The sequence below is a fragment of the Corynebacterium argentoratense DSM 44202 genome (assembly GCF_000590555.1).
GTDB lineage: Bacteria > Actinomycetota > Actinomycetes > Mycobacteriales > Mycobacteriaceae > Corynebacterium > Corynebacterium argentoratense.
This window is the reverse complement of sequence record NC_022198.1, coordinates 1482243-1506527: the sequence shown is the minus strand read 5'-3', so window position 1 is coordinate 1506527 and position 24285 is coordinate 1482243. Positions and strand designations below refer to the sequence as shown.

The window sequence follows — 24285 nt, the reverse complement described above, 5'->3', positions numbered from 1 at the left end:
GGCTTAGCTCCTGATCCGTGGGTCGAGAACAACATAGAGCAGATCGACGACCAAGTTAACGATGATGGTGAAGGCACCCAGCAGCATCACAATTGTCTGGACAGTCAGAAGGTCGCGCGTGGTCACCGCATCAAGCAACATTGTGCCGATGCCGGGCAAAACGAACACCTTTTCAATCACCACGGCACCCACGACGACGGTCGCAAGCTGCAGGCCGGTGACGGTGACAACCGGCAGGGCAGCGTTGCGCAGACCGTGGCGGCGCAGGGCCTGCTTGGTGGTTAGCCCCTTGGCCCGCGCAGTGCGGATGAAGTCTTCACTCAAAATATTGAGCACCGCGCTGCGCACGTAGCGGGTCATAATTGCAGACTGCACAGCTGCCAACGCCATCACCGGCAAAAACAGACGAGACAGGAAGCCGGTGAAGCTCACATTCGGCGGCACCCACCCGTTGGCAGGCACCCACCCAAGCTTGACCGCGAACACCGTCACCAGGACAATACCGGCCAAGAAGCTGGGGATAGCGATGCCCACCTGGCTGGTGGCCGTGATCGCAATTCCATCCGCATGGCGGTGGCGACGCGCAGCCCATGACCCCATGGGGATGGCGATAGCCAGCGACACAATAATCGCGCACACCACCAAAATCAGCGACACCTGCAGGCGGTCAAGAACCAACTCGGAAATATCCTTACCGCTGGTCATCGATAGGCCAAAGTCGCCCGTCAACATGCCTTTAACCCACTGGCCATACTGGGTGAGCAGCGGCTGGTCAATACCCAAAGCCGCACGCTTTTCTGCCACGAGCTCGGGCGTGGCCGTCACACCCAGGGCGATTTCTGCCGGGTCTCCCGGCACCACACGCAGCAGAGCAAATACCGCAACACTGGCAACCCACAGGGTCAACACGTAGCGGACAGTAATTCCAACAACCCTATTCATTAGTCTTTGCCCCCTTCCCGGCTAATCGGCGCCAAGGGAAGCGCCTGGGTCACACTATTGACTGGTACGCCGGAAATAGCTGGATCCGAGACAACAATGTTCGGCAAATTGAACAGTGTGTCCGCCGCGGCGTCATCAAGAATTGTTTGGATTGCTTTGCGCATCGTGGCGTCCTGCTGATCCTTCGGCCCAGTATCGGCCTCGCTGAGCAGCTGCTGGATTTCGTCACTTCCGAAACCGATGTAGTAGTCGGGGTTGCCGAACATGTTGGGAATATCCCGGGCCTCGACGTGGCTGATGATCGACATGTCAAAATCGTGGCCCTTGTAGACCTTCGCCAACCACACCGCCGGGAATTCCGTGGATTCGATCTTCACATCGAAGCCGACATCCCGCAGCTGGCTCACAACCATTTCTGACGCCGCCTGCGCGTACGGCAGGGAGGGAACGGAAATGGTTACAGGGATGGGCTTGTCTACATCGGCCAACAGCTCCCGAGCCTTGTCCGGGTCGTAGGGGTACTGGTCGGACACGAAATACCATGGGTCGGCGGGGGATGCCGGAACTGCGCCGGTGTCGGTGCCATAGCCATCCCATGCAGTATTGATGACGTCCTGGCGGTTGATTGCATACATCACCGCCTTGCGCACATTGGGATTGTCGAAGGGCGCCCGGCGGGGATTCATCGACAGCACGACCTCGCCATTGGTGGTGCCGACCTCCACGCTGTACTCGCCGCGAGCGTTGATTGTCTCCAATAATTCCGGCGACTGCATGGAGTAGACCACGTCGACATCGCCGGACTGCAACGCGTTGGTCGCAGCGACGGCATCGCCGAAGTAACGCAGGGCAGCGCGGTTGTTTTTCGGAGCCTCGCCCCAATAATCCTCGCGGGCGACAAACTCCAACGACTGGCCCACATTCCACTTGTCGAGAACATAGGGGCCGGTGCCGATGGGATTTTCGGCAAGATTATCCACACCGTCGGGGCTGAACATGGCACCAACGAAAGTGCCCATGTTCCACAGCCAGTTGTTGGAGCGCTGCTTGAGTGCGACTTCCAGGGTGTAGTCGTCAACAGCTGTTACCGACTCGACCGGATCCATTTGTGCTTTGAGGCCGTTAGTCCAGGCATCGGATTGGACGCGCTCGATGGAAAACTTCGCGGCCTGGGCATTAAAAGGCGATCCGTTGGAGAAAGTGACACCCTTTCGCAGGTTGAAGCGGTAGTTTTTACCGTCCTCGCTGATCGTCCAATCATTGGCCAGAAGGGGTTCGATCTCGCCCTGTTGGTTGATGCGCACGAGGCCTTCGTAAATATTGGCCATCATTGCTTGCGGGATGGCGGCGCCGGAGGTCGTGGTGAAGTCCAGTGAAGCGGGAGCCGCAGCTAGCGCTACAACTACTCCCCCCGAATGGGAGCCAGAGGCTGTGTGGATAGCGGTGTGTCCTGCTGAACAGGAACTTAAGACCCCCGCTAAGCACAGCATGACTGCCGCAACTTTTTTGATGCGATTCATGAATATAGACACTAAATCAAGGTGTTCGACGTCACCCTATCTATCCCCTATGGTGGGGGTATGAAGATCGACATCGGCCTGGACGTCACCGACCCCGAGCCCCTACCCGACGAGCACCCCCTGTGGTCTATGAGCAACGTCATCATCACCCCGCACACCGCCAACACCATGAACTCCATGGACCGGCTGCTGGCGCCGGTGGTCGCCGCCAACTACCGAGCGTTGGTCGCCCGCGAGACCATGCCTACCGAGGTTGATCCCTCCAAGGGCTACTAAGAACCCACCGGGAAACTACTGGGGCAGGGCGGCCGCGATACGGTCAATGGCCGCCGCAAGAATGTCGCGGCTGCACGCAAAGTTCAGCCGCGCATGGTGGTCGCCCAAACACTGGTCCTCGGGGGAAAACGCCGTGCCCTCATTCAACGCCACCTTGGCATGCTCCAACAGGTACTCCGCAGGCCTATTAGTGACCTTCGCGATAGACGTGCCGCTGAAATCCAGCCACATCAGATAGGTCGCATCACACGCCCCTGCAATGCGGATACCGGGGATGCGCGCCGGGAGTTCCTCCCTCAACCAATTGACCGTCTCCCACAGGTAGGCGGCTTGGTCTTGAATGAACGACTGGCAAGCGCTGTAGCAGGCGATGGCGGCCTCTTGGCCCAAGATCGACACGCCGCCGCGCGTCACGCTGGGCAGTGCGTCCCAGGTCACGACGTCATTGTCATTGGAGAAAATGATCTGCGCGCACTTAAGCCCCGCCACATTCCAGGCCTTGGAACCAGCGGTGATGGTGATACACACGTCCGGGGCGACGGCGGCTGCAACATGGTGGCGGCACTGGGGGTTAAGCACCAGCGGAGCGTGGATTTCATCAACAATCACGCGGGCATCGTAGTCGCGCGCCAAGTCGCAGATCTGCTGCAAGGTCTCCTGCTCGAACACCATGCCCAAGGGGTTGTAGGGGTTGACCAGAATGATCGACCCTGCGCCGGCCTTGAGCGCTGCCTCCGTTTCGCGTAGATCACCGGTGAGGTCCTCAACCGGAACGTGCACAATGTCGCGGCCGGTCACGCCAGGAATCTGGAAGAACGGCATGTAACTGGGCACCGGGACGATGACTGCGGAATCCTCGCGCGTCAGGTGGCTGATGGACAGGCAGACACCCCGGACGACGTCAGGAACCGCGCGGATCCACTCGGGGTTGGGGCGCCACCCATAACTCTGCGCGTAAAACTCCGATACGGCTTGCCCTAGGCGCTCATCGGGGTAGGCGTAGCCGAACATCTCCCGCTCCACAGCATCGGCGATTGCCTGCTTGACCTCCGGGCACGTAGCGAAGTCGGATTCGGCAACGAACATGGGCAGGACGTCGGGTGAATACGCCCGCCATTTCTCGGTTCCGCGGGCTGCAAGTTCGGTGAGGGTGGGGAAAGTCATGCATTTACCTTAAACTGAAAGGGTGCTCAACCGTAAGCTTTCAAAAGTTATGGTCGTGATTAGCGGGACCATCGCCGCGACGTGCCTTGTCGCGTGTGGTGATGATTCGCAAGACACCTCGGACACCCTGGTGGTCACCGCTCAGCCGACCAACCCGGATAACCCCGACCCCGCGCCGTTTGTAGCGCAGCAGGTTGAGCCGATTGTCGCGCCGACCCTCTACGAGCCAATCCACGACCCCGGCCTGAACGTGGATTGGACCCTCCGCGGGGTTAGTGCCGCCCCGATCGGGGGCATTGTGGTGCACGTGGATGTCAAGAACCTCAACGAAAGCGCCCTGCCGACCGACGTGGTCAAGGCGACGCTCAAGACCACCGGCTACAACGGCCAGTCCACCAACATTGAGCCGTTGGGGGAGGGTCAGTCTGGTGTTCAGTCCGGTTTGGATCTGCCCTTGGGTAGTGGTGCGACAACCAACTTGGACTTCGCTTTTAACACCACAGTCGGCAACGTTAATGCTGCTGAGCTGCAGGTGGGCAACGTTATTTTCAAGGGTTCGCTGAACATTTAGCCCACTGGTGTCATGGGTGGGTATCGGGGGTAATGACGCCGCGTTGTGTGAATCATGTCACGTGATGGAACCGTGGGTGGGTGCGCGGCGTCTAACACTGTCGTAAGGGGACACACGACAAGAAAGGGGGACCCCTTGGATATCCAACTAGACCTGCGAAGCATCGACAGCGTCATCACCACCATCACCCAGGCCTACCGCACACCCACACCGCCACCCGGGCTGAACTCCTACACAGGACTCAGCGGTTTAAGCGATCTCGCGCAGCTACACAGCGCAGCGCTCACCAGCGCACACGGGGCACAAGAACAATTAGGTGAACGCGTCACCTGGCTAGCCCAGGCGCTCGGCGCATCCATTGAGGCACTGAGCGGACAAAACCTCCTCAACGCCTACGGTTTGGACCTAGACTCCGTGCCCGGCCCCAACCAATCGGTCGTCTTCCCACCCAAACCCGCCATCCACCCAGCACACACCGCCTTCCACACGCCCACCTGCAGCTGTGGTGGCGGCACGATCGCTGGGATCCGCATCCTCATCGCAACCAGCAGACGCGAACTAGCCCAGCAGGCAAGCGAACACTGGACACGCATCCAACAGCAATGCGCAGAAGCCGCCAGCCAGCTGGACAAAGCAGCCCAGGAACTGGCAGGCAGCAACCACGGCGACGTCATCACCCAAGCCTGTGAATCACTAGCGGAAACCACACAGATCGCGCAGCACCTATCCGACAACGCCGGAGCGATGAGTGCGTGGAGCCGCAAGCTCAACGACGCCCTAGACAAGGCCGACGCGGTGCTGTCCGGATACGAAGAGGACATCGCGAAAATCGCAGCGCAGGAAGGTACCGGCAGCGACAACGCGGCTGCTGCAGCGGCCGCCGCACAAGCCGCCGAAAGCGAAGCGGTGGACAAGTTCTACACCGTTGACCTGCCGGCCATCCTCGCCGGAGTCACCCCACCCAAGGGCGACATGCTGGGGGTTATCGACGGGCTTGGCAAGGCCCGGGGCGGCGCCAACAACCTCGAGCTGTATTCCCTCGGTGGAATCGGCGGGCTACAGAGCCACGCGGCTGCAACACACGCCGCAGCCGCCGCACCCACCCCAGAACAGCTAGGCGTGAAGACCTCCAGCACAGCGACCCCGCCATCGGGTCTTTCCGGGGCGGGGCGGACCATGGCAATGAGCGCCGCAGGATTGATCGTCGGAGGAGTCGGTTCAGTACGCGGAGGCGCGTCCAGCCGATCCAGAACCATTGCCAACCCCACGGTGCTCGAACAGCTGCGGGCAACCGGAACAATCAGCACACCCCACAACCCGCAGAACACCGCCAGTGGTTCCAAGGCAGCCTCTGCGGCGGCCGCACCACTGGTGGCGGGCATCAGCGGGGTGCGCGGGGTAGCGCAGCGCAAAAGGGACTAGTCCAGGCACTCCAGGAGGTTTTCCGCGCTAATCAAACACATCGGCAGGCCAACACCGGGGGTCGTGGTTGCCCCGGCATACAACAGTCCAGATACTTCCGGATCCTGCTGCGTGCCGCGCAAAAACGCCGATTGGCCCAGCGTGTGGGCATAGCCCAAAGCATTGCCCTTGTATGCGTTGAAACGTGACGCAAAATCCTTTGGCCCCATAGCGTGGCGAACAATCACACGTTGGCCAAGATCCGGGACGCCTGCGCGCTGGCCGATCGCCTCAATCGTCTTGTCGACCAGGGCCTCGGCAGCCTGCCGGGCCACCGCGGCGTCATCACCCAACAAGCCCTCATCGGCCAGGGTGGGGATCAAAATAAACAAGTTCTCGCAGCCCTCAGGCGCCACGGAAGGATCAGTCTCGGAAGGCTTACACACGTAGATCGACTGTGACACACCCGGCTGTACGGTGGCACCATCCTTGGGGAAGATCGCCTCGAAATCGCGTTCCCACTCGCGCTCCAGGAACAACTGGTGGTGGCTTAACTCCGGAAGCGCGCCGCGCACACCAACAAACCCTAACACCACGCCGATACCAGGATCGACCTCTTTGTCCTTCCTGCCCAGCAGGCCCGCTAGGTGGTTGACATCAGCAGCGCCAACAACAACATCCGCATCCACCCGCTTAGGCTCACCGCCTGGAGTGGAAGCTGCCAGCCGGACGCCGCGGGCACGCCCGTCAACCACCTCGATGCCCTCAACCGCGCGTCCGGTGACAATCCTCGCACCCTGCGCAGTCGCTACATCGGCCACCGCATCAATGATCTTGCTAAAACCACCCATGGGGTAGCGTACGCCCTCAACCAGGTCAGTGTGGCTGAGCAAGTGATACATCGCGGGAGTGCGGGTGGGCTCGCAGGACAAAAACACCGCCGGGTATTCCAGAATGTGGCGCAGACGAATATCAGAAAAATCGCGCCCCACCCACGTGCTCAAAGGAGTACTGAGCAGCTTGGCCAACAGCACCACATGAGCCATGGTCGCTTTGTTAACGAAGTCCGAAAAAGAACTAAAGGTGGTGTACAAAAAGCGATCGATCGCGAAATGGTAGGTCTGCGTAGCGACCTTCAAATACTCGCGGATTTTTGCTCCCGCGCCCGGCTCGATGGATTCAAAAAGCTCCGTAACCTGCTCGACACCACTGTGGACATCCACGGGCTCGAAACCAGAAGAAAACACCCGGTACGCGGGGGAGAGCTGGCGCAAATCCAACAGCTCCTGCGCGGAGGTGCCGAACTGCTCGAAGAAATGCTCAAAGGCCTCGGGCATCAAGTACCAACTGGGGCCGGTGTCCCACGTAAAACCCTGATCTTCAAGCAGGCCGGCGCGGCCACCGATGGTGTCATTTTTCTCGTACACAGTCGTCTCGAACCCCTCGCGCGCCAAAAAGGCCGCGCTGGCAAGACCCGCGATACCCCCGCCGATGACCACAGCTTTCTGTGCCGGCTGCGCGCTATCCGCAGCTGGATCCCCCGCGACGTCATCCTTCCACCCCGCAGCTGACTCCGCAGCGCCAGCGGGGTCGCGTTTGAATGCTGTTGTGGCAACCGCCTGCGCTAACAGACGAACCTTCAGAGCATCCGGCACCCGCACCCGCTCGGTCTCCACATCAGCGGTAGCTAGACGCTGGTTGAGCTCTTGAAACAACAGCAGGGCAGCGGTGACAGCCGCGCGCGGGCCGCGGGGCAGAAAATCCACAGTCGACCGGGCGACGTCCAAATCGTGCGCGATGTCGACAATGATTTCATCACGAATCGCATCCGTCATCCCGCCCTCAGACTGGGCAAAATACACCCGCCCCAAAGTGTTGCGATCATGCGCGTAATCCCTCAAAAAATTCACTTTTTGAAAAGCCGCGCCCAAGGCCCGGGCACCGCGCTGCGCCTGGGCATAATGAGCCGGACGCAGCGGATTGTCACTTAGGAAAATATCCAGGCACATCAAACCGATCACCTCGGCCGAGCCATAAATATAAGAACGCAGTTGCTCCGGGGAATACACGTGCAGCTGCCGCTCACTCGTGGCCGTATCACCGGAAGTCTTATCTCCCCCGGGAGTGTCAATATCCGCGCGCATCGAATGGAAGAACGCCTCGATATGATCGCGTTTAATCCCCGCGCGGCGGGCGGTCATCGCAAACGCCTGCACCGCAGGGTTGGTGGAAAAACCAGAGTCAATCGCACGGTAGATTTCTGCCTCAAACCCGTCCAACTCGGCGCGGATCGCTGCAGCGTCTAACCCAGCGGCCTCCGCCGTGCCATCCACAATCTCATCGGCAATGCGCACCACCGCATACAGGTTCGCGATATCCGAGCGGATACGCCGCGGCAGCAACCGGGAAGCGAGCGAAAAACTCGTCGAATAAGCGCCAATCACCTTGCTGGCGGCACCCGCAGACATCGAGTAGTAGTCCTTCAGTGGAAAAGCACACATGCAAGACATTGTCGCATCTTCGGTAGGCTGTGCCCATGGCCGAACTCGTAGTGTTGCTGGATTCCGACAACAATCCCATCGGGCATGCAGACAAACAGCACGTCCACACCACGGACACCCAGCTGCACCTAGCGTTTTCTTGCTACCTCTACAACGACAAAGGTGAGCTACTTATCACACGCCGCGCCCTGGAGAAGAAAACCTGGCCCGGCGTGTGGACCAACTCTTTCTGCGGCCATCCCGCCCCCGGTGAAAGTTTTGACGCCGCGATCGCTCGCCGCGCGCAGGTCGAGCTGGGCACCAGGGTAGCCGACGTCATCACCATTTTGCCGAGTTTTTCCTACCGCGCCGTCGACGCCAGTGGGATTGTCGAATACGAATTCTGCCCCGTGCATGCCGCACGCATCGATGGCTCCCTCGAGCCCAACCCGGCGGAGGTCATGGACTACGCGTGGGTCGACCCGGCAGCACTGGCGCACAGTGCCCGCAGCATGCCCCAGCTGCTGAGCCCCTGGATGGTGGAGCAAATCGAGCAGATCACCCAGCAGCTACCCCAGGATCACTCGGGCGTGGCGATCCCCAGCGCTCTCAGAGCCCTGGCCGGAATGTAGCGAAAATCCGGGCGGTAGTGCAGCTCATAGTCGTACTCATAGAGCACCTTGTCCAACAGATAAGCCTGCAACAGTGCCTCATCGACCGTGCCGCCTGCCTGCCGGTAACCATCCAGCAGCGCCTGAGTAGCCTGCTCGACAACGCCGGCGCCGGCACTGGCACCGGCGTCGGCTGCAGTGCTGCTACTGGCTGCGTTTTCGCGTGCGCGCACCTGGGTGGCGTAGTCAAAGGAACGAATCATCCCGGCGAGGTCCTTCATCGGGGAATGCTCCGCAGCACGCTCCGCCGGGGTGGCGGCGGGCTCACCCTCGAAATCAATGAGCACCCAGCGGGAAGAATCCCACAGCACCTGGCCCAAATGGAGATCACCATGCACATGCTGCACCGGCACCTGATCAGACCCGGCTCCAGTGTTGGAAAGAACCTCAATCAACCCTGAGCTCAGCGCATCACCCAAGCCCGCCTGCGTGCCAGTGCGAATCATCCGCTCGCGAAGACTATCGAGCAGATTCTCGCGCCGCTGCACGTGGCCTTCATCCAACGCGGTATGAACGCGCGCGATTGCTACCCCAAGCCCCGCGACGTCAATACCCTCGCCGCTATCATCGCCGACCAGTCCACGCTCTAGGGCTAACTCCCAGCCATCGCGAGCGCCATCAACTAACGGCACCACGGTGGCCACACAAGCACCCTCATCATGCGCCACCACGTGTGCCGCATGCGGGCAATCAGCCAACGCTTCCGCCACCAGGACCTCCGGATTCACCCCCTCAGCCAAGCGACGCTGGAACTTCACCACCCACGAGCCCACAACAAAAGACGTGTTGGACTGCTCGCCGCCCACGCGCTGCGCCTGCACATCACCGACCAACGTGTGCCCGCGCTCAGCCAACAAAGCACGCACATAGCCGACAACATCCACACCAACCCCAGCCCCCGCGGCGTCATCACCTTCGGCAGCATACTGCGCCAACAGATCCCGACCGGTGGCATCAACCAACGTGCGGTACAGCGCGCCCGCAGACTCAACCGTCAACCACACCCCACCGAACTGCCACGGCTCCGCGCGAACAATCCGCACCGCGGAAGAATCCGCACTACCGCCATAGAAACGCTGGCCCACCAGATGCGGCAACACTCGATCCACCAACGGCACCCACGCGTAGCCATAGCCAGGCAGGTACACCTCGATACCCGCAACCGTCACCGACTGCGGCTCAGCCGTGACATTAAAAGCACACAACACCCCTGCGCGCTCGAACGCAAAGACCTTAGTGGAAGCAACAACGCGCCAATCATCAGAGGCATCAAAAACCGCCTTACGCTGCGCAATCAATCGCCTGTGGGCATACAACAGCGAGGTAGGATCCGCCAACGCTGCCTGCACATTCGGCACCGTCGACAACACCGGAGGATAAGATGACTGGGGCGAAAAACCCGCATTGGTCGACCCATCCCACTGCATCGGCGTGCGCACACCATCGCGATCGACCAACCAAATGTCGTCGGCCATCCCAATTTCGTCCCCGTAATACAAAAACGGCGCGCCGGGCATGGACAACAACATCGCCACCGCGCATTCCACGGCCTCCGCAGAACCCAGCAGCGGCAGCAGGCGCCGGCGGATCCCCACATTCGCCCGCATACGCGGCTCCGGGGCGTAGCGGGCATAGAGGTCCGCGCGCTCGACATCATCAACCATCTCCAGGGTGAGTTCGTCGTGGTTGCGCAGGAAGGTACCCCACACCGCACCCGCTGGCAGCTGTGGCGTGTCCGCCAGAATCCGGTCGATCGACGAGGCCTCACCGCGCGCGAAGGAAAGAAAAATCCTAGGCATCAGCGGGAAATGGAAACACATGTGGCATTCCGGTGCCTCATCGGAACCGAAATAATCAACGACGTCGCGGGGCCACTGGTTTGCTTCAGCAATCAGCACACAGCCGGGAAATTCCTCATCGACCATGGCGCGCACGCGTGCCAAATAGTCGTGCGTTTCGGGAAGGTTTTCACCATTAGTGCCGTGGCGTTCGTAGAGGTAGGGGACAGCATCTAGCCGGAAACCATCAAGCCCCTTGCTCAGCCAGAAGCGCAACACATCCAGCATGTCTTCTTGCACTGCAGGATTGTCGTAATTCAAGTCCGGTTGGTGGGAGAAAAAGCGGTGCCAATAAAAGCGGCCCACGCTGGGTTCGAAGGTCCAGTTGGAGGTCTCGGTGTCTTCAAAAATCACCCGGGCATCGGCGTATTCCTCGCCGGTCGTGGACCACACGTAGCACGGGGTGAAGTCTGCAGCATCCAAGGTTCCCGCATCGATCGCACGCAAGGCCTCCAGCTCTTCACGCCACCACTGGTGGGCGATACTTGTGTGGTTAAGCGGCAAATCCGCAATCACCCGCATGCCGCGGGCGTGGGCGGCGTCAAGCAGATGCGACAGCTGCTCGACGGAACCGAAATCCGGGTGAGTCGACAAGAAATCCGCGACGTCATAACCCCCATCGTCCAAAGGGGAGGCGAAAAATGGGGGCAGCCACAAACAATCAACACCCAACCACTGCAGATAATCAAGGCGGGATTCCAAACCCTCGAAATCGCCGACACCGTCGCCGTTGGAATCCTGGAAAGTGCGCACAAGCACCTCATAAAACACTGCGTTTTCACACCAGTTTGCAGCGCTCATAGCCCACCAATCATCGTCGACACCATCTGTTCATCATGCGGCCCAGGGCCGAAAGGAACCCGGTACAGCAGGCGATAGGCCCGCCGCGCCCGTTCCAAACGCCTGGGATGCTCGCGTTGCACCCAGGCTATACGCGCCGGGAGGACGGGGCCGACGAAACCACGCAGCAGCCACTTGCGTTTATCCAGGGTTGCTCGAGCAAAGCGGGGCTCGCGCAGATCGACTCGGCGAAAAGCACCCCGGTAGTGGTCCCGGCGGCACAACCACAACGCGACTGCAGCATCCACCCCGCTAGCCACCAGGGTTACCTGGGTGGGGTCGCCCCCGAAACGCTCAATGTTTTTCTGCACCCACTCCAAAGCCAACACGCAATCGTCGACGCCGCGGAAACGGTGCGGCTCGTCAGTGTGAAAGCGCAAGAAACCTTCGAAACCACCCCGATAATGCACCCGCACCAGCAGATCCTCATCCGAAGGTGCGGCTGGACTGTTGCCGACGACGACGCGCACCGGGGCATCCGCGCCCGGGCGAAGGCGGGGGCCGACGATGCTTAACGTTTGGCTTCCAGCCGCAGCTGGGGAAGTGTTGTTGCTGTCATCTGCCGCAACAGCAATGCCGAAAGGCTCCGCGATGCTATAGACCTGATCGTGAATGTGCTGCACGTCTAGCCAGTCTAGTGATGCGGGGGAACGACGAGGGGAGAATTGAGGCGGCTGGCGCTACTGTTGAATGCATGAGCGCCATCGACGGTTTCGGACAATTCCTGACCACAGCCCCCCTGTGGTTGCAGGTTCCCCTGGTGTTCATCGGTGTTATCGCTGTGTGTGCCCCACTGGCCTACGCGATGGTGTGGGGCGTCGATAACCTCAACGCCAAGCTGCGAGTGTTAAGGTTGGAGCCTATGTCGCAGCCAACACAACCCAACAAGCCGAAGAAGCCTTTCGGCACTTCGCGCGTCAAGCAGGTGCTGATCCTGCTGATCATTATCGTGATCGTCGCCTGGCTTCTCGGCATGTAACAAGTAGGGCGTGGACAACTAGCCGTTGGGGCGCCTGCCAGCTTCCGCAATAACGCGAAACCAGGGGTGGCGCGTGAGCTCTTCGAGAAGCACCACAGCACCGGTTTCATCCCGTAAAGGCTGGCACCAGTTGGGGTACAGGTCTTTGGTGGTGCCCGGCTGGTTTTGGGCCTGCACATCGCCGACCATGTCCACCAAAGAGGTACATGCCAACGCCGAGGGGGTAGAGGCCACATAGCGGTGCAAGCCGGCTACGAGTTCTAGAGTGTCGCCGCGTTGGCCGCGCTTGTCGCTTTCCAACGGCGGACAGAAGCCATACTCCGCAACCTGTGACAGCACCCGGTTTTGCCACGCGACGTCCTCAGCTTCCTCGACCTCGATGGGGCGTTCAAACAGGCCGAGCTCGTCACGCAAGCGGATGTGAGTGCCGGCTAGGAAGCCAGCCGTCGGAGGAAGATCATGCGTGGTCACCGAGGACAGCGCCAAGGGGCGGTAATGGCCAGCATGTTTAGGTTGATCGCCCTCGGACTCGAACCACAAAATTGAGGTGCCCATGATGCCACGCTCGGCCAAAGCATCCTGCACCCACGGCTCAAAGGTGCCAAGGTCTTCACCAATGACGACCGCGCCCGCACGCTCGGCCTCTAGTGCCAAGATCCCCACGAGGGCCTCATGGTCGTAGTAGACGTAGGTGCCCGTGGTCGCCGGCTGCATCCGGGGGATCCACCACAGGCGGAACAAGCCGAGCACGTGGTCAACGCGAATACCGCCGGCATGCTTGAGTACCGTGCGTAGCATGTCGCGCCAAGGACGGTAACCGGCCTCTGCTAAAGCTACCGGGTGCCACGGGGGCTGCGACCAATCCTGACCCAGCTGGTTGTAACCATCCGGCGGGGCGCCAACAGAGGCTTCGGAAGCGAGCACCGCAGACAAGTTGTGAGCATCGGAACCGCCAGGATGCACGCCCACAGCAAGATCAGCCATGATGCCGATCCGCATTCCCGCATCTTTAGCTGCGGCCTGTGCTGCAGCCAATTGCTCATCACACAGGAACTGCAGCCACATATAAAACACGGGATCCACGCCAGTGGTTGCAGCACACCATCGGGCAAAGAGCTCAAGTCCTTCGCCCTCGTGCGCCACAAACGCATCAAAAGCAGCTTCGCGCTCCGGCAGGCGAGCCTCAAACATTTGTATTAAGGCAGCCAGCTTTGCCTCGTAAATTCGGTTGCGGTCAATCAAACCGCCGCTGGAGCTCAAAGCCTTAAGCTGGGCAAACACCTCGCGCTGTGCATCCGTAAAAGTGACGTGATTGTACTCGGGCACATCCTCAATACGCAGATACAGCGGATTGACGAAACGCCTGGTGGTTGGCAAGTAGGGCGAATCCTCAACAGGCGGGGCAGGCTCGGCAGCGTGCAAAGGATTGATCAGCAGAAAATCAGCGCCGGCTTCTCGCGCCACCATGTCGGCCAAAGTAGCGACGTCATGAAAATCGCCCATGCCCCAACTATCTGAGGAGCGCACCGAATAAACCTGCACCATCACACCCGAGGCAGGCTGGGCAACAAAAGCATCCGCAGTCGACAAGCGACGCGGCGTCACAATCAAATCGACAACTTCCTCTGAACCCGTCGAGCGCGCGTGCAAACGGTGCCACCCCAAAGGCAGGTCCTCTGGCAGCCCAAACGTGGCCTCCCCCCGCAAAATCCCCTCAACCTCGCGGGGAGGATTGAAATTATCCACCTGAAAAGCCTCGCGACGGCTGCCATCCTCGCAGGTAATCCACACCTCGACGGGGGCGCCATCATCAACATGGACATCCACTCGGGGCTGGTCGCCCTGCTTGGTCACTACGCAGGGAGGCAACAGGCGCGACCATCGCGCATCCTCGCGGCGTCGATAGGCCCCCTCGATAGCCTCTTCAGTGTGCTCAGCAAGATCAACCCCCAGCGCATGCAGCGTCTTGAGCAGCGTATCCGTAGAAACTTGGACGTGTTCGCCGGTATAGGAATAGAACTGCGTCGCAATCCCATAAGAATCGGCCAAACCACGCAACTGCTCATCAAAAGTGCTCACACCTCAACATCTTAGTCAGGCCAAGCAGGTAGCCTAGACGTGAACAAAAACGAGGAGATATTTGTGGAAACCGAATACAGCACGCCAGCCGAATACACCATCGGACGCAAAGAAACCTGCCTGACCGCCATGCTCGCCATGGCGCACGCCCGCCCCTACGGCGTGATGTTCACTCGCCCGAAAAGCTTTGAATGGGTCAACGTCACAGCCAGAGAATTCGCAGACGAAGTATTCGAAGTAGCCAAAGGCCTCATCGCCAACGGCGTGCAAAAAGGCGACCGCGTCGCCCTGCTCAGCGAAACCCGCTACGAATGGTCCCTCCTCGACTACGCCATCTGGGCAGCCGGAGCTGTAAGCGTGCCGATCTACGGTAGCTCATCAGTGTCACAGGTGCGCTGGATTATTGAAGATTCTGGTGCGGTCTTCGCCATCTCCGAAACCCCCGACCACACGGACCTGATGAAGCACTTGGAGCTCGACTCTGAGGGCAACCCCGCCCTTAAAGACTCCACCTCGCAGCTGCGCCGCATCCTGGAGATCAACAGCTCGGCCATCACCACCCTCAAGTTTGAGGGACGCAGCATCAGCGACGAAGAAGTCCAGGCCCGCATCGATGCCACCACCTCGGAGGACCTCGCCTCGCTGGTGTACACCTCTGGCACAACCGGCCGCCCCAAAGGCTGCAAACTCACCCACCACAACTGGCTTGCTGAAGTACGCGCACTGCTGACCCACCCCATTGGTGCGATCGCCATCCCAGGCACACGCGTGCTGACCTTCCTGCCCTTGGCGCACGTGCTTGCCCGCGCAGTGTCCCTGGCAGTCGCCATCGGTGGCGCCACTCAGTCCCACTGGTCCGACACCTCGTCACTGTCCGTGGAATTCCAGCGTGCACGGCCCAACCTCATCCTCGGCGTGCCCCGAGTCTTCGAAAAGGTCCATGCCGGTGCGATGGCCAACGCAAAAGAAAAAGGCCCCGTGCAAGCCACCATGTTCGCCAAAGCAGAACAAGTTGCGCGTGCTTACTCCCGCGCATTGGATAGCGAAGAGGGCCCCAGCCGTTCACTGAAGCTCAAGCACGCAACCTTCGACAAACTGATCTACTCCAAGATCCGTGCCGCCATGGGATCGTCCGTGAAGTACTGCATCTCCGGTGGCTCGGCGATGAACCCTGAGCTGCTGCACTTCTTCCGCGGACTGGGCGTGACCATCTATGAGGGCTACGGACTGACCGAAACCGCAGCCGCAGCCGCAGTGAACTTCGGCGACACCAACATTATTGGCACCGTCGGACGCCCCGTGGGTGGCATGTCCGTGAAGATCAACGAGGAGGGCGAAATCCTACTCAAGGGCGAAAGCCTTTTTGCCGGATATTGGAATAATGACGAGGCCACCGCAGAGTCCATGGAGGACGGCTGGTTCAACACCGGCGACCTAGGCGAAGTGCTCGACAGTGGGCACATCGCGATCACCGGTCGCAAGAAAGACCTCATCGTCACCGCCGGTGGTAAAAATGTTTCCCCTGGCCCGCTGGAGGACCGTTTGCGCAGCCACCCGCTGATCTCCCAGGCGCTTGTGGTCGGCGACGGTAAGCCCTTCGTCGGCGTGCTGGTCTCGCTTGATGAAGAAGCATTTAACCGGTGGAAGCTTGACCACAACATTCCAGCATCCAAGACGGTGTCCGACCTAGCAGTAGACCCCATGCTGCGCGCCGAAATTCAAGACGCCATCAACGAAACAAATTCGCTGGTCAGCCACGCAGAAGCCATTAAGAAGTTCTACATCCTCGACCGTGACTTGAGCGAAGAGGAAAACGAACTGACACCCACGATGAAGATCAAGCGCAACGTCGTCGTACGACGCTTCTCGGAAGAAATCGACTTCCTCTACAAGCGCTAGCGGCGAGGCACCACAACTCGTGGCCTGTCGCCGTCTAGAGTTGTGCTCCGATCAAGTTAACTCGTGGGAAAAGGAGCAGCCGTGCACCGTGCAGACGCCCAGCTGCGCCACCGTGAACTCACCCAAGAGGTCTACAACATCGGCGATGAGGTAGCCGCCTATATTGAAAACCTCGCCGAGGCGGTGGCCGACTGGGACGTTCACCTCGTCCGCGACTGCCTCATCGAATTCGATGAAATCATCACTGATGCCCGCAACGATTCCCGCGTTGTATCCGCTGAACTCTATGGCGTGCGCCAAGCATTATCCTCCGGTATCCGCGGCGGCACTGTCGGTGTCAGCCGGGAACGCCGCGAACCGACAGTGCAGCGCCCCAATCCCTTGGGTGCCGACACCTTGTGCGAATGGTTCCCGCTCGACGGCCCGGTAGGGGTGGAGCAGCATTTCACCGCGCTGGACGCCCGCACCCGCGCCGTCGTCAAACATTGTGAACGCGTCGTCGAATGGGTCCTCGACCAAACAGCCGTCGCCGCCGCAGACCTAAGCGCGATCAGCCTGCCCATGCTCTACGGCCGCACCAAAGCCCTAGTGGAAGACTGCGCGCACGCGTGGATCGATTGCGTCGTCTTGCTTGACCCGTCCTACGCCCAAGCGATGCGCGGATCCAACCCGCCCACCTTCCTTGGCGAACGCGCGCGTATTGACGCCGTCGTCGCCCGCGTCCAGCGTGCCCTCCAGCAGGCAGGTGGAGCGTGACCTTCGGGGTCTACGTGCACGTGCCGTTTTGCTCCTCCCGCTGCGGCTACTGCGATTTCAACACCTATACCCCCAGCGAGCTAGGGGGATCCAGCCCCGACAGCTATCTTGATGCGCTGGAAAAAGAACTCGACGCCGCAGCGCAGACCTATCCTCTAGGGCCAGCAGACACCGTATTTATCGGCGGCGGAACACCTTCGCTGATCGGTGCGGCAGGCCTTGAGCGCGTTCTTCGGGCGGTGCGTAACAGCTTCGGTGTCGCTGCACACGCGGAAATCACCACCGAAGCCAACCCAGAGTCCACCTCGCAGGAATTCTTCGACCACATCCGGGCTGTCGGGTACAACCGTGTCTCCCTCGGCATGCAATCAGCCAGCCCCACCGTGCTACGCATCCTCGAGCGGCGCCACACCCCGGGGCGTGCATTCCAAGCCATTGCGGAAGCACACGCCACAGGCTTCGAACACCTCAACCTTGACGTCATCTACGGCACCCCCGGCGAAAGCGATGACGACCTGCGCGCCACGCTCGACGCGGTTCTCGACGCCCCTGTCGACCACGTCAGCGCCTACTCGCTCATTGTCGAAGACGGCACCGCCATGGCCCGCAAAGTACGCAAAGGGATCATCCCTCAACCGGACGAAGACACCTACGCCGACCGCTACGCCATGATCGACCAGGCGCTGTCCACAGCAGGCTTCGACTGGTACGAAGTGTCCAACTGGGCCAAACCCGGCGGGCAATGCCTGCACAACCTGGGCTACTGGCGCGACCACGACTACTACGGGGCAGGCCCCGGCGCACACTCGCACATCGGAAACACCCGCTTCTACAACGTCAAACATCCCGCCACTTACGCCGCACAAGCTACCCAACCGCAAGCCGGCAGCGAGGAACTGACACCACACGACCGCCACACCGAAGCACTCATGCTCGGGCTACGCCTGCGCGAAGGCATCCGCGAGGAGATCATCGGCGCCGGCGCCCGTGACGTCATTGCTGATTACATCAACCGTGGACTCCTAGCACGCACACACGGTAGGCTGCACGTCACAGACGCAGGGAGGCTCCTTGCAGACGGAATCATTGCCGACATTCTCGTAGCGGAAGGACAATGATGAGCAAAGCCGCACAACAACGCCGCGCAGCAGTCCTACGTGCCATCGTCGCCGACTACATCGCCTCCCACGAACCCGTCGGCTCCAAAACGCTACTCGAACGCCACCAACTGGGTGTATCCAGCGCCACCATCCGCAACGACATGGTCGCGCTGGAAAAAGAAGGCTACATCGTCAGCCAACACGCAAGCTCCGGCCGCATCCCAACAGACAAGGCCTACCGACTCTTCGTCGATACCCTCGACGAAATCAAACCCCTGTCTGTTGCCGAACGCCGGGCGATATCCAGCTTTCTCGAAGGGGGAGTGGACCTCGAAGACGTCCTGCGCCGCTCCGTCCAACTGCTCAGCCAATTGACCCGCCAAGCAGCCGTCGTGCAAATTCCCACACTCAACGTCTCCCGCGTGCGACACTGCGAAGTCGTTGAACTCACCCCCTACCGCCTGCTGCTCGTGCTGATCACCGACACAGGGCGCGTGGAGCAACGCAACGTCGACATAGCCAACCCGTGCAGCCCAGGCACCGCCAGCCGACTGCGCGAACTATTCAACCGGGCGCTCGCCGGCAAAACACTCTCCGACGCCAGCGTGTCCATCGCAGAGCTTGCCGAGGAAGCGCCCAGCGACATCCGCGACGTCGTCATCCGATGTGCCACTGTGCTCATCGAAACACTCGTCGAAGCGCCCAGCGACAAACTCATCCTCGCCGGAGCCTCCCACCTGATCCGCGGAGAATTCCCCGAGGGGCTGCCGCCAGTTCTCGAAGCGCTCGAGGAGCAAGTGGTGGTGCTCAGACTGCTAGCCGAAGCGCAAGAACTCGGCCACGTGCGCGTACACATCGGAGACGAACTCCACGGCGCATCAATAGTGGCCACCGGCTATGGGCCAGACACCCCATTCGGTAGCATGGGCGTGGTTGGCCCCACATACATGGACTACGCGGGAACAATTTCTAAGGTTTCGGTCGTTGCACAGTACGTGAGCCGTGTCCTGGGCGGCAACTAACAGAAAGGACCGTGAAAAACACCGTGGCACGAGATTACTACGGGATCCTCGGCGTGGAGCGCGATGCGAGCGACTCCGAGATCAAAAAGGCCTACCGTAAACTGGCCCGCAAATACCACCCCGATGTCAACGACACGGAGGAAGCCGCCGAGAAATTCCGCGAGATTTCCCTCGCGCAAGAAGTACTCAGTGACCCCAATAAACGCCGCATCGTCGACGCTGGCGGCGACCCCATGGAACAAGCCCAAGGCGGCGGTGGCAACGCAGGCTACGGCGGATTCGGCGACATTTTCGACGCATTCTTCGGCGGGGCACAAGGCCGCGGCCCCCGCCCACGCACCGAACCCGGCAACGACGCACTACTGCGCACCACCATCACACTGGCCGAAGCCTACTTGGGTGCCAAGAAAGACATCACGGTTGACACCGCTGTGCTGTGTAGCGCCTGCGAAGGCACCGGCAGCGCCACCAAATCCAAGCCGGTTACCTGCTCTAGCTGCGGTGGTGCGGGCGAAATCCAACAGGTACAGCGCAGTTTCCTTGGCAACGTCATGACCTCACGCCCATGCCCCACTTGCCAGGGCTACGGCGACGTCATCGAAAACCCATGCAACAACTGCCACGGCGACGGACGCAGCCTGAGCCGCCGAGACCTGGTGGTCAACATTCCCCCAGGAATTCGCGACGGAATGCGCATTCGCATGGCAGGTCAAGGCGAGGTCGGCCACGGCGGCGGCCCGGCAGGGGACCTCTATGTCGAGGTCCATACTGAACCCCACCCGATATACACCCGAGACGGCGACAACCTGCACGTCAGCGCGACCGTTCCTATGGTTGACGCCGCGTTGGGCACCACGCTCACACTCGACAGCCTGGTGGGCGAGCCGATCACCGTTACCATCGCCAACGGCACCCAGCCCGGCACCGCACTGCGCGAGGCTGGAAAAGGCATGCCGCGACTGCGCTCCGAAGAATTTGGTGACCTGCTCATCCACGTCGATGTCACCGTCCCCACTGACCTCGATGGCACCAGCCGCTCGCTGCTCGAGCAGTTGCGGGAACACAGAGGGGAAAACACGGCAGTCAACCAAGAAAACGGTCGATTGTTTGACCGATTGCGAAACAAGTTCCGGCGCTCATGACGCTTCCCGTTTTCTATTCCTCAACGCTCGACGGGCTGCGCGGCGCCGAAGCACACCACGTGCAGGTCAAGCGCATCACCGTGGGCGAGAAGATTGTGCTGGTTGACGGCCAGGGCCGCAGCGCCACTTGCACAGTCACCGCGGTGTCTAAGGACGCCGTCGAAGTCGACGTTGAACACATTGACACGGTGGAGCGCGCCCAACACATCACCGTTGTCCAAGCTCTGCCGAAATCCGAACGCAGCGAACTGACCGTCGACCTACTGACCCAGGCAGGCGCCGACACCATCATCCCCTGGCAAGCCAGCCGCAGTATCGCGAAATGGGCCGGTAAAGAAGCCAAAGCGCACGCAAAATGGGAAAAGACCGTCACCGCAGCAGCCAAGCAATGCCGGCGTGCCTGGTGGCCCGAAGTCGCACAGCTGCATCGCACCCGCGACGTCATCACCCTGATCGAACAACACATTGAGCAGGGCAGAGGCCCCGTACTCGTGTTACACGAAACCGCCGACCAGCCTCTGCGCAGCATGGATCTACGCGGCGACATCATGCTGATCGTCGGCCCAGAAGGGGGTATTTCCCCCGAAGAGTACGAGGCATTCACCCGCGCGGGCGGCCGTGCTGCAAAACTCGGCCCCGAAATTTTGAGGACCGCTACAGCAGGCTTCGCCGCACTCGCCGGAATCGGTGCGCTCACCCGCTGGTAAAGCCCACCGACGAGACCAACACACGTACCCCACCTTGCTACACTGATTGGCTACTATGATCACCCAAGAGTTCGAGCTTGACGCATCCCACGCACAAACAGTGCTCGGTACCAACGATGCCAACCTCAAAGCGATGGAAAAATACCTGGATTGCGACATTTTTGTGCGCGGCACCAGGGTCACCATCAACGGCGAAGACCACAACGTCGCACAGGCCGTGAAGGTCTTAAGGGACCTCGAATCCATGGCACGCCGTGGCTACGCGCTGAGCCCCGACTCCGTCAAACACACCACCCGGGCGGTGCACAGCGTCCGTCAGATCGTCGCCGACGACATCATCGCCCGCCGCGGCAAAGTAGTGCGCCCCAAAACCACAGGCCAGAAAGCATACGTGGAAGCCATCGATGAGAACACCATCGTCTTCGGCATAGGCCCCGCGGGTTCCGGCAAGACCTATCTGGCGATGGCCAAGGCTGTGCAGGCGCTTAATAATAAGGAAGTTAGCCGCATCATCTTGACCCGCCCGGCGGTCGAAGCAGGGGAGAAGCTGGGATTCCTCCCCGGCACACTGAATGAGAAGATCGACCCCTACCTGCGCCCCCTGCACGATGCACTGCGCGACATGGTAGAGGCAGAATCCATCCCCAAAATGATGGAATCCGGAATCGTAGAAGTCGCCCCGCTGGCCTACATGCGCGGGCGAACCCTCAACGACGCTTTCGTCATTTTGGACGAGGCCCAAAACACCACCCCCGCGCAGATGAAGATGTTCCTCACCCGCCTAGGGTTCGGCTCCAAAATGGTCGTTACCGGTGACATCAGCCAGGTTGACCTGCCTGGTGGCCAGCACAGCGGACTGAAGGTCGTGCGCCACATCCTCAAAGGAATCGACGGAGTGCACTTCAGCGAACTCGGTAGCGAAGACGTCGTGCGCCACCAACTGGTCGGACGCATCGTCGACGCTTACGATAATTACGACAATAAAAGCGCCCGCGAGAATGGCGCGGGGCACGCCGTCGACACAGAGACACAGGGGCAGTAATGCACATCGAGGTTTTTAACGAAGACCCCACCTATGGCACCCAAGACGCTACAGACACCGTAGATGCTGTGGACGCTGCAGATGCTGTGGATGGCGTTAACGAGGAAGCGCTGATCGATGTGGCTTCCTTCGCTTTGTCGCGCATGGACGTGCACTCTGAAGCCGAGCTCAACATCTACATCGTCGACGAAGACACCATCGCTGACCTGCACGTCCAGTGGCTCGATCTGGAAGGGCCTACCGACGTGATGAGCTTTCCAATGGACGAGCTCACCCCCGGTGGGCGGCCGGATGCGAACGAACCCGGTCCCGCGATGCTGGGTGACATTGTGCTGTGCCCTAGCTTTGCTGCGAAGCAAGCAAAGAAGGCGGGGCATAGCCTAGCCCACGAGCTAGCCCTACTGACCGTTCACGGCTGCCTGCACTTGCTGGGCTACGACCACATTGAACCCAGCGAAGAGCAGCACATGTTCTCTTTGCAAAATGAGCTGCTGCGCTTGTGGTACGACGACTGCAAGCAGCGTGGGGTGAACTACCAGCCCAAACCCAACACGCCCGAAGCGTTTCCCACGGCGGCTGACCGTACATGATCGAACTGCTGGTAGTCGCCCTAGCGGCACTGCTGTCCGCTGTTCTTGGCACAGTCGAGTCAGCGGTCACGGCACTATCCCGCGCACGCGTCGAAGAGCTAGTAAAGGAAGAACGCCAGGGCGCTGCGGCACTGTTAAAGGTCCTTAACCATCGCAGTGACAACATCAACCTGTTGATCTTGTTGCGCACTCTTTTGGACACCACAGCCGCTGTTGTCGGGGGCGCACTTGCCCTAGAACTCATCGGCAGCCGCAGTTGGGCCATAGCCGCCGCCGTTGCGGTGGTCGCCACTATCACCTACGTGATCGCCGGTGTGTTCTCCCGCACCGTCGGCCGCCGCAACCCCTACACGGTCTCCATCCAGGCGGCGCTAGTGTTGTCTGCCCTGGCTTTCGTGCTGGGCCCCATCACCAAAATCCTCGTGTGGATCGGTGGAAAGTTGGCACCCGGCCCGGGCTTCGAAGACGGCCCGTTCGCCACGGAAGTCGAACTTCGCGAAATGGTGGACCTCGCCCAAGATAGTGGCGTGGTGGAAAGCGAAGAGCGCCAGATGATCCAAAATGTCTTCGATCTGGCCGACACCACCGCCCGCAGCGTCATGGTGCCTCGCCCGGAGATGATTTGGATTGAAGACAAAAAAACTGCTGGTCAAGCCACAGCATTGTGCGTGCGAAGCGGGCATTCTCGTATCCCCGTGGTGGGCGAGACAGTCGATGATATTCAGGGAATTGTCTATCTGAAGGACTTGGTGCAGCAGACCTATCACGCCACAGACGGAGGCCATAGCGTGAAGGTCAAAGATATCATGCGCCCGGCAACCTTCGTGCCGGATTCCAAGCCGCTGGATGACCTGCTCCATGACATGCAGCTGCACCGCAACCACATTGCCATCTTGATCGACGAATACGGTGGCGTCGCCGGACTGATCTCGATCGAAGACATTTTGGAAGAAATCGTTGGCGACATTGCCGATGAGTATGACGTCGCGGAGCAGGCGACCACAGAGGAACTAGGCGATGGACGCTACCGTGTCGTCGCACGCCTGAGCCTGGATGACGTGGCCGAATTGTTGGACATTGAGTTTCCCGAGGACACTCTGGACCAGGTTGACACCATTGGTGGTTTGCTCGCCTACGAGTTAGGGCGTGTACCTCTTCCCGGTGTGACGGTGGAAAGCAATGGGCTGAAACTGACCAGTGAGGGCACTAGAGACCGCCGCGGCCGCCTGCGCACGACTGCTGTTGTCATTGAGGTACCCTGAAACA

The 24285-nt window shown here is 60.4% G+C and carries 19 protein-coding genes and 2 pseudogenes; 14 read left to right on the top strand and 7 right to left on the bottom strand.

The window, feature by feature from the left end; all coding sequences use genetic code 11:
* Positions 1–3: 3 nt before the first annotated feature.
* Complete coding sequence (locus CARG_RS07075) at positions 4–942, bottom strand: ABC transporter permease (RefSeq protein WP_021011963.1); 939 nt, start codon at positions 940–942, stop codon at positions 4–6.
* Positions 942–2462 carry an ABC transporter substrate-binding protein gene (locus tag CARG_RS07070; protein WP_021011962.1) on the bottom strand — a complete coding sequence of 507 codons (1521 nt, stop codon included), beginning with the start codon at positions 2460–2462 and terminating at the stop codon, positions 942–944. Before CARG_RS07070 ends, CARG_RS07075 begins: the two co-directional genes overlap by 1 nt.
* A gap of 75 nt (positions 2463–2537) precedes the next feature.
* Here CARG_RS07070 and CARG_RS07065 point away from each other — a divergent pair.
* Positions 2538–2738, top strand: a pseudogene (locus tag CARG_RS07065) (NAD(P)-dependent oxidoreductase); the annotation flags it as partial.
* Positions 2739–2753: 15 nt separating this feature from the next.
* Here the strand turns inward: CARG_RS07065 and CARG_RS07060 are convergent.
* On the bottom strand, positions 2754–3902 hold the full coding sequence (locus CARG_RS07060; RefSeq protein ID WP_021011960.1) for a MalY/PatB family protein: 1149 nt from the start codon (positions 3900–3902) through the stop codon (positions 2754–2756).
* A gap of 22 nt (positions 3903–3924) precedes the next feature.
* On the opposite strand from CARG_RS07060, the gene CARG_RS07055 reads away from it, so the two are divergent.
* Both CARG_RS07055 and CARG_RS07050 read left to right on the top strand, forming a co-directional pair.
* A complete protein-coding gene (locus CARG_RS07055) occupies positions 3925–4473 on the top strand; it encodes a hypothetical protein (RefSeq protein ID WP_144198588.1) in 549 nt (182 codons plus the stop codon).
* A gap of 135 nt (positions 4474–4608) precedes the next feature.
* Complete coding sequence (locus CARG_RS07050; RefSeq protein WP_021011958.1) at positions 4609–5895, top strand: DEAD/DEAH box helicase family protein; 1287 nt, start codon at positions 4609–4611, stop codon at positions 5893–5895.
* Here the strand turns inward: CARG_RS07050 and crtI are convergent.
* Positions 5892–8375: a phytoene desaturase family protein gene (crtI, locus tag CARG_RS10645; RefSeq protein WP_201769256.1), complete on the bottom strand. Its 2484-nt coding sequence runs from the start codon at positions 8373–8375 to the stop codon at positions 5892–5894. The genes CARG_RS07050 and crtI overlap by 4 nt on opposite strands.
* Before the next feature lie 35 nt (positions 8376–8410).
* Here crtI and idi point away from each other — a divergent pair, with 35 nt between their 5' ends.
* Positions 8411–8986 carry an isopentenyl-diphosphate Delta-isomerase gene (gene idi / locus CARG_RS07040; RefSeq protein ID WP_021011956.1) on the top strand — a complete coding sequence of 192 codons (576 nt, stop codon included), beginning with the start codon at positions 8411–8413 and terminating at the stop codon, positions 8984–8986.
* Between the two features lie 1205 nt (positions 8987–10191).
* Here idi and CARG_RS10510 read toward each other — a convergent pair.
* Positions 10192–11664 (bottom strand): annotated as a pseudogene (locus tag CARG_RS10510) (alpha-amylase family glycosyl hydrolase); the annotation flags it as partial.
* Entirely contained in the window at positions 11661–12326 is a 666-nt protein-coding gene (locus CARG_RS10640; protein ID WP_021011954.1) for a carboxylesterase family protein, read from the bottom strand. The pseudogene CARG_RS10510 and the gene CARG_RS10640, both read right to left, overlap by 4 nt.
* A 71-nt stretch (positions 12327–12397) precedes the next feature.
* Here CARG_RS10640 and CARG_RS07025 point away from each other — a divergent pair, with 71 nt between their 5' ends.
* The gene (locus tag CARG_RS07025) at positions 12398–12682 is read left to right on the top strand and encodes a hypothetical protein (protein ID WP_021011953.1); all 285 of its coding nucleotides are present in this window, start codon (positions 12398–12400) and stop codon (positions 12680–12682) included.
* A gap of 18 nt (positions 12683–12700) precedes the next feature.
* Here CARG_RS07025 and CARG_RS07020 read toward each other — a convergent pair whose 3' ends face one another.
* Entirely contained in the window at positions 12701–14761 is a 2061-nt protein-coding gene (locus CARG_RS07020; RefSeq protein WP_021011952.1) for a 4-alpha-glucanotransferase, read from the bottom strand.
* A 129-nt stretch (positions 14762–14890) separates the two neighbouring features.
* Here CARG_RS07020 and CARG_RS07015 point away from each other — a divergent pair, with 129 nt between their 5' ends.
* The 9 genes from CARG_RS07015 (at position 14891) to CARG_RS06975 (ending at position 24281) form a co-directional block, all read left to right on the top strand.
* Positions 14891–16660 (top strand): AMP-dependent synthetase/ligase, encoded by a 1770-nt coding sequence (locus CARG_RS07015; protein ID WP_081761726.1) that lies wholly within the window; start codon positions 14891–14893, stop codon positions 16658–16660.
* A gap of 81 nt (positions 16661–16741) precedes the next feature.
* The gene (locus CARG_RS07010) at positions 16742–17416 is read left to right on the top strand and encodes a hypothetical protein (protein WP_021011950.1); all 675 of its coding nucleotides are present in this window, start codon (positions 16742–16744) and stop codon (positions 17414–17416) included.
* On the top strand, positions 17413–18534 hold the full coding sequence (hemW, locus tag CARG_RS07005) for a radical SAM family heme chaperone HemW (RefSeq protein ID WP_021011949.1): 1122 nt from the start codon (positions 17413–17415) through the stop codon (positions 18532–18534). Before CARG_RS07010 ends, hemW begins: the two co-directional genes overlap by 4 nt.
* Positions 18534–19538, top strand: coding sequence for a heat-inducible transcriptional repressor HrcA (gene hrcA / locus CARG_RS07000; RefSeq protein ID WP_021011948.1), 1005 nt, complete (start codon positions 18534–18536; stop codon positions 19536–19538). Before hemW ends, hrcA begins: the two co-directional genes overlap by 1 nt.
* A 23-nt stretch (positions 19539–19561) precedes the next feature.
* Positions 19562–20680 carry a molecular chaperone DnaJ gene (dnaJ, locus tag CARG_RS06995; protein ID WP_041747653.1) on the top strand — a complete coding sequence of 373 codons (1119 nt, stop codon included), beginning with the start codon at positions 19562–19564 and terminating at the stop codon, positions 20678–20680.
* Positions 20677–21387 carry a 16S rRNA (uracil(1498)-N(3))-methyltransferase gene (locus CARG_RS06990; RefSeq protein ID WP_021011946.1) on the top strand — a complete coding sequence of 237 codons (711 nt, stop codon included), beginning with the start codon at positions 20677–20679 and terminating at the stop codon, positions 21385–21387. Before dnaJ ends, CARG_RS06990 begins: the two co-directional genes overlap by 4 nt.
* Before the next feature lie 55 nt (positions 21388–21442).
* Positions 21443–22429, top strand: a complete 987-nt coding sequence (locus CARG_RS06985; RefSeq protein ID WP_021011945.1) for a PhoH family protein — start codon at positions 21443–21445, stop codon at positions 22427–22429.
* Positions 22429–23019: an rRNA maturation RNase YbeY gene (ybeY, locus tag CARG_RS06980; RefSeq protein ID WP_021011944.1), complete on the top strand. Its 591-nt coding sequence runs from the start codon at positions 22429–22431 to the stop codon at positions 23017–23019. The genes CARG_RS06985 and ybeY overlap by 1 nt, the downstream gene beginning before the upstream one ends.
* Positions 23016–24281 (top strand): hemolysin family protein, encoded by a 1266-nt coding sequence (locus CARG_RS06975; protein WP_021011943.1) that lies wholly within the window; start codon positions 23016–23018, stop codon positions 24279–24281. Before ybeY ends, CARG_RS06975 begins: the two co-directional genes overlap by 4 nt.
* Positions 24282–24285: the final 4 nt, after the last annotated feature.

What these genes read in the sequence shown, in the direction of transcription:
- CARG_RS07075 (WP_021011963.1), bottom strand. Translation starts at nt 942, where the DNA reads ATGAATAGGGTTGTTGGAATTACTGTCCGCTACGTGTTGACCCTGTGG.
- CARG_RS07070 (WP_021011962.1), bottom strand. Translation starts at nt 2,462, where the DNA reads ATGAATCGCATCAAAAAAGTTGCGGCAGTCATGCTGTGCTTAGCGGGG.
- CARG_RS07060 (WP_021011960.1), bottom strand. Translation starts at nt 3,902, where the DNA reads ATGACTTTCCCCACCCTCACCGAACTTGCAGCCCGCGGAACCGAGAAA.
- crtI (WP_201769256.1), bottom strand. Translation starts at nt 8,375, where the DNA reads ATGTGTGCTTTTCCACTGAAGGACTACTACTCGATGTCTGCGGGTGCC.
- idi (WP_021011956.1), top strand. Translation starts at nt 8,411, where the DNA reads ATGGCCGAACTCGTAGTGTTGCTGGATTCCGACAACAATCCCATCGGG.
- CARG_RS07025 (WP_021011953.1), top strand. Translation starts at nt 12,398, where the DNA reads ATGAGCGCCATCGACGGTTTCGGACAATTCCTGACCACAGCCCCCCTG.
- CARG_RS07015 (WP_081761726.1), top strand. Translation starts at nt 14,891, where the DNA reads ATGCTCGCCATGGCGCACGCCCGCCCCTACGGCGTGATGTTCACTCGC.
- hrcA (WP_021011948.1), top strand. Translation starts at nt 18,534, where the DNA reads ATGAGCAAAGCCGCACAACAACGCCGCGCAGCAGTCCTACGTGCCATC.
- CARG_RS06990 (WP_021011946.1), top strand. Translation starts at nt 20,677, where the DNA reads ATGACGCTTCCCGTTTTCTATTCCTCAACGCTCGACGGGCTGCGCGGC.
- CARG_RS06985 (WP_021011945.1), top strand. Translation starts at nt 21,443, where the DNA reads ATGATCACCCAAGAGTTCGAGCTTGACGCATCCCACGCACAAACAGTG.
- ybeY (WP_021011944.1), top strand. Translation starts at nt 22,429, where the DNA reads ATGCACATCGAGGTTTTTAACGAAGACCCCACCTATGGCACCCAAGAC.
- CARG_RS06975 (WP_021011943.1), top strand. Translation starts at nt 23,016, where the DNA reads ATGATCGAACTGCTGGTAGTCGCCCTAGCGGCACTGCTGTCCGCTGTT.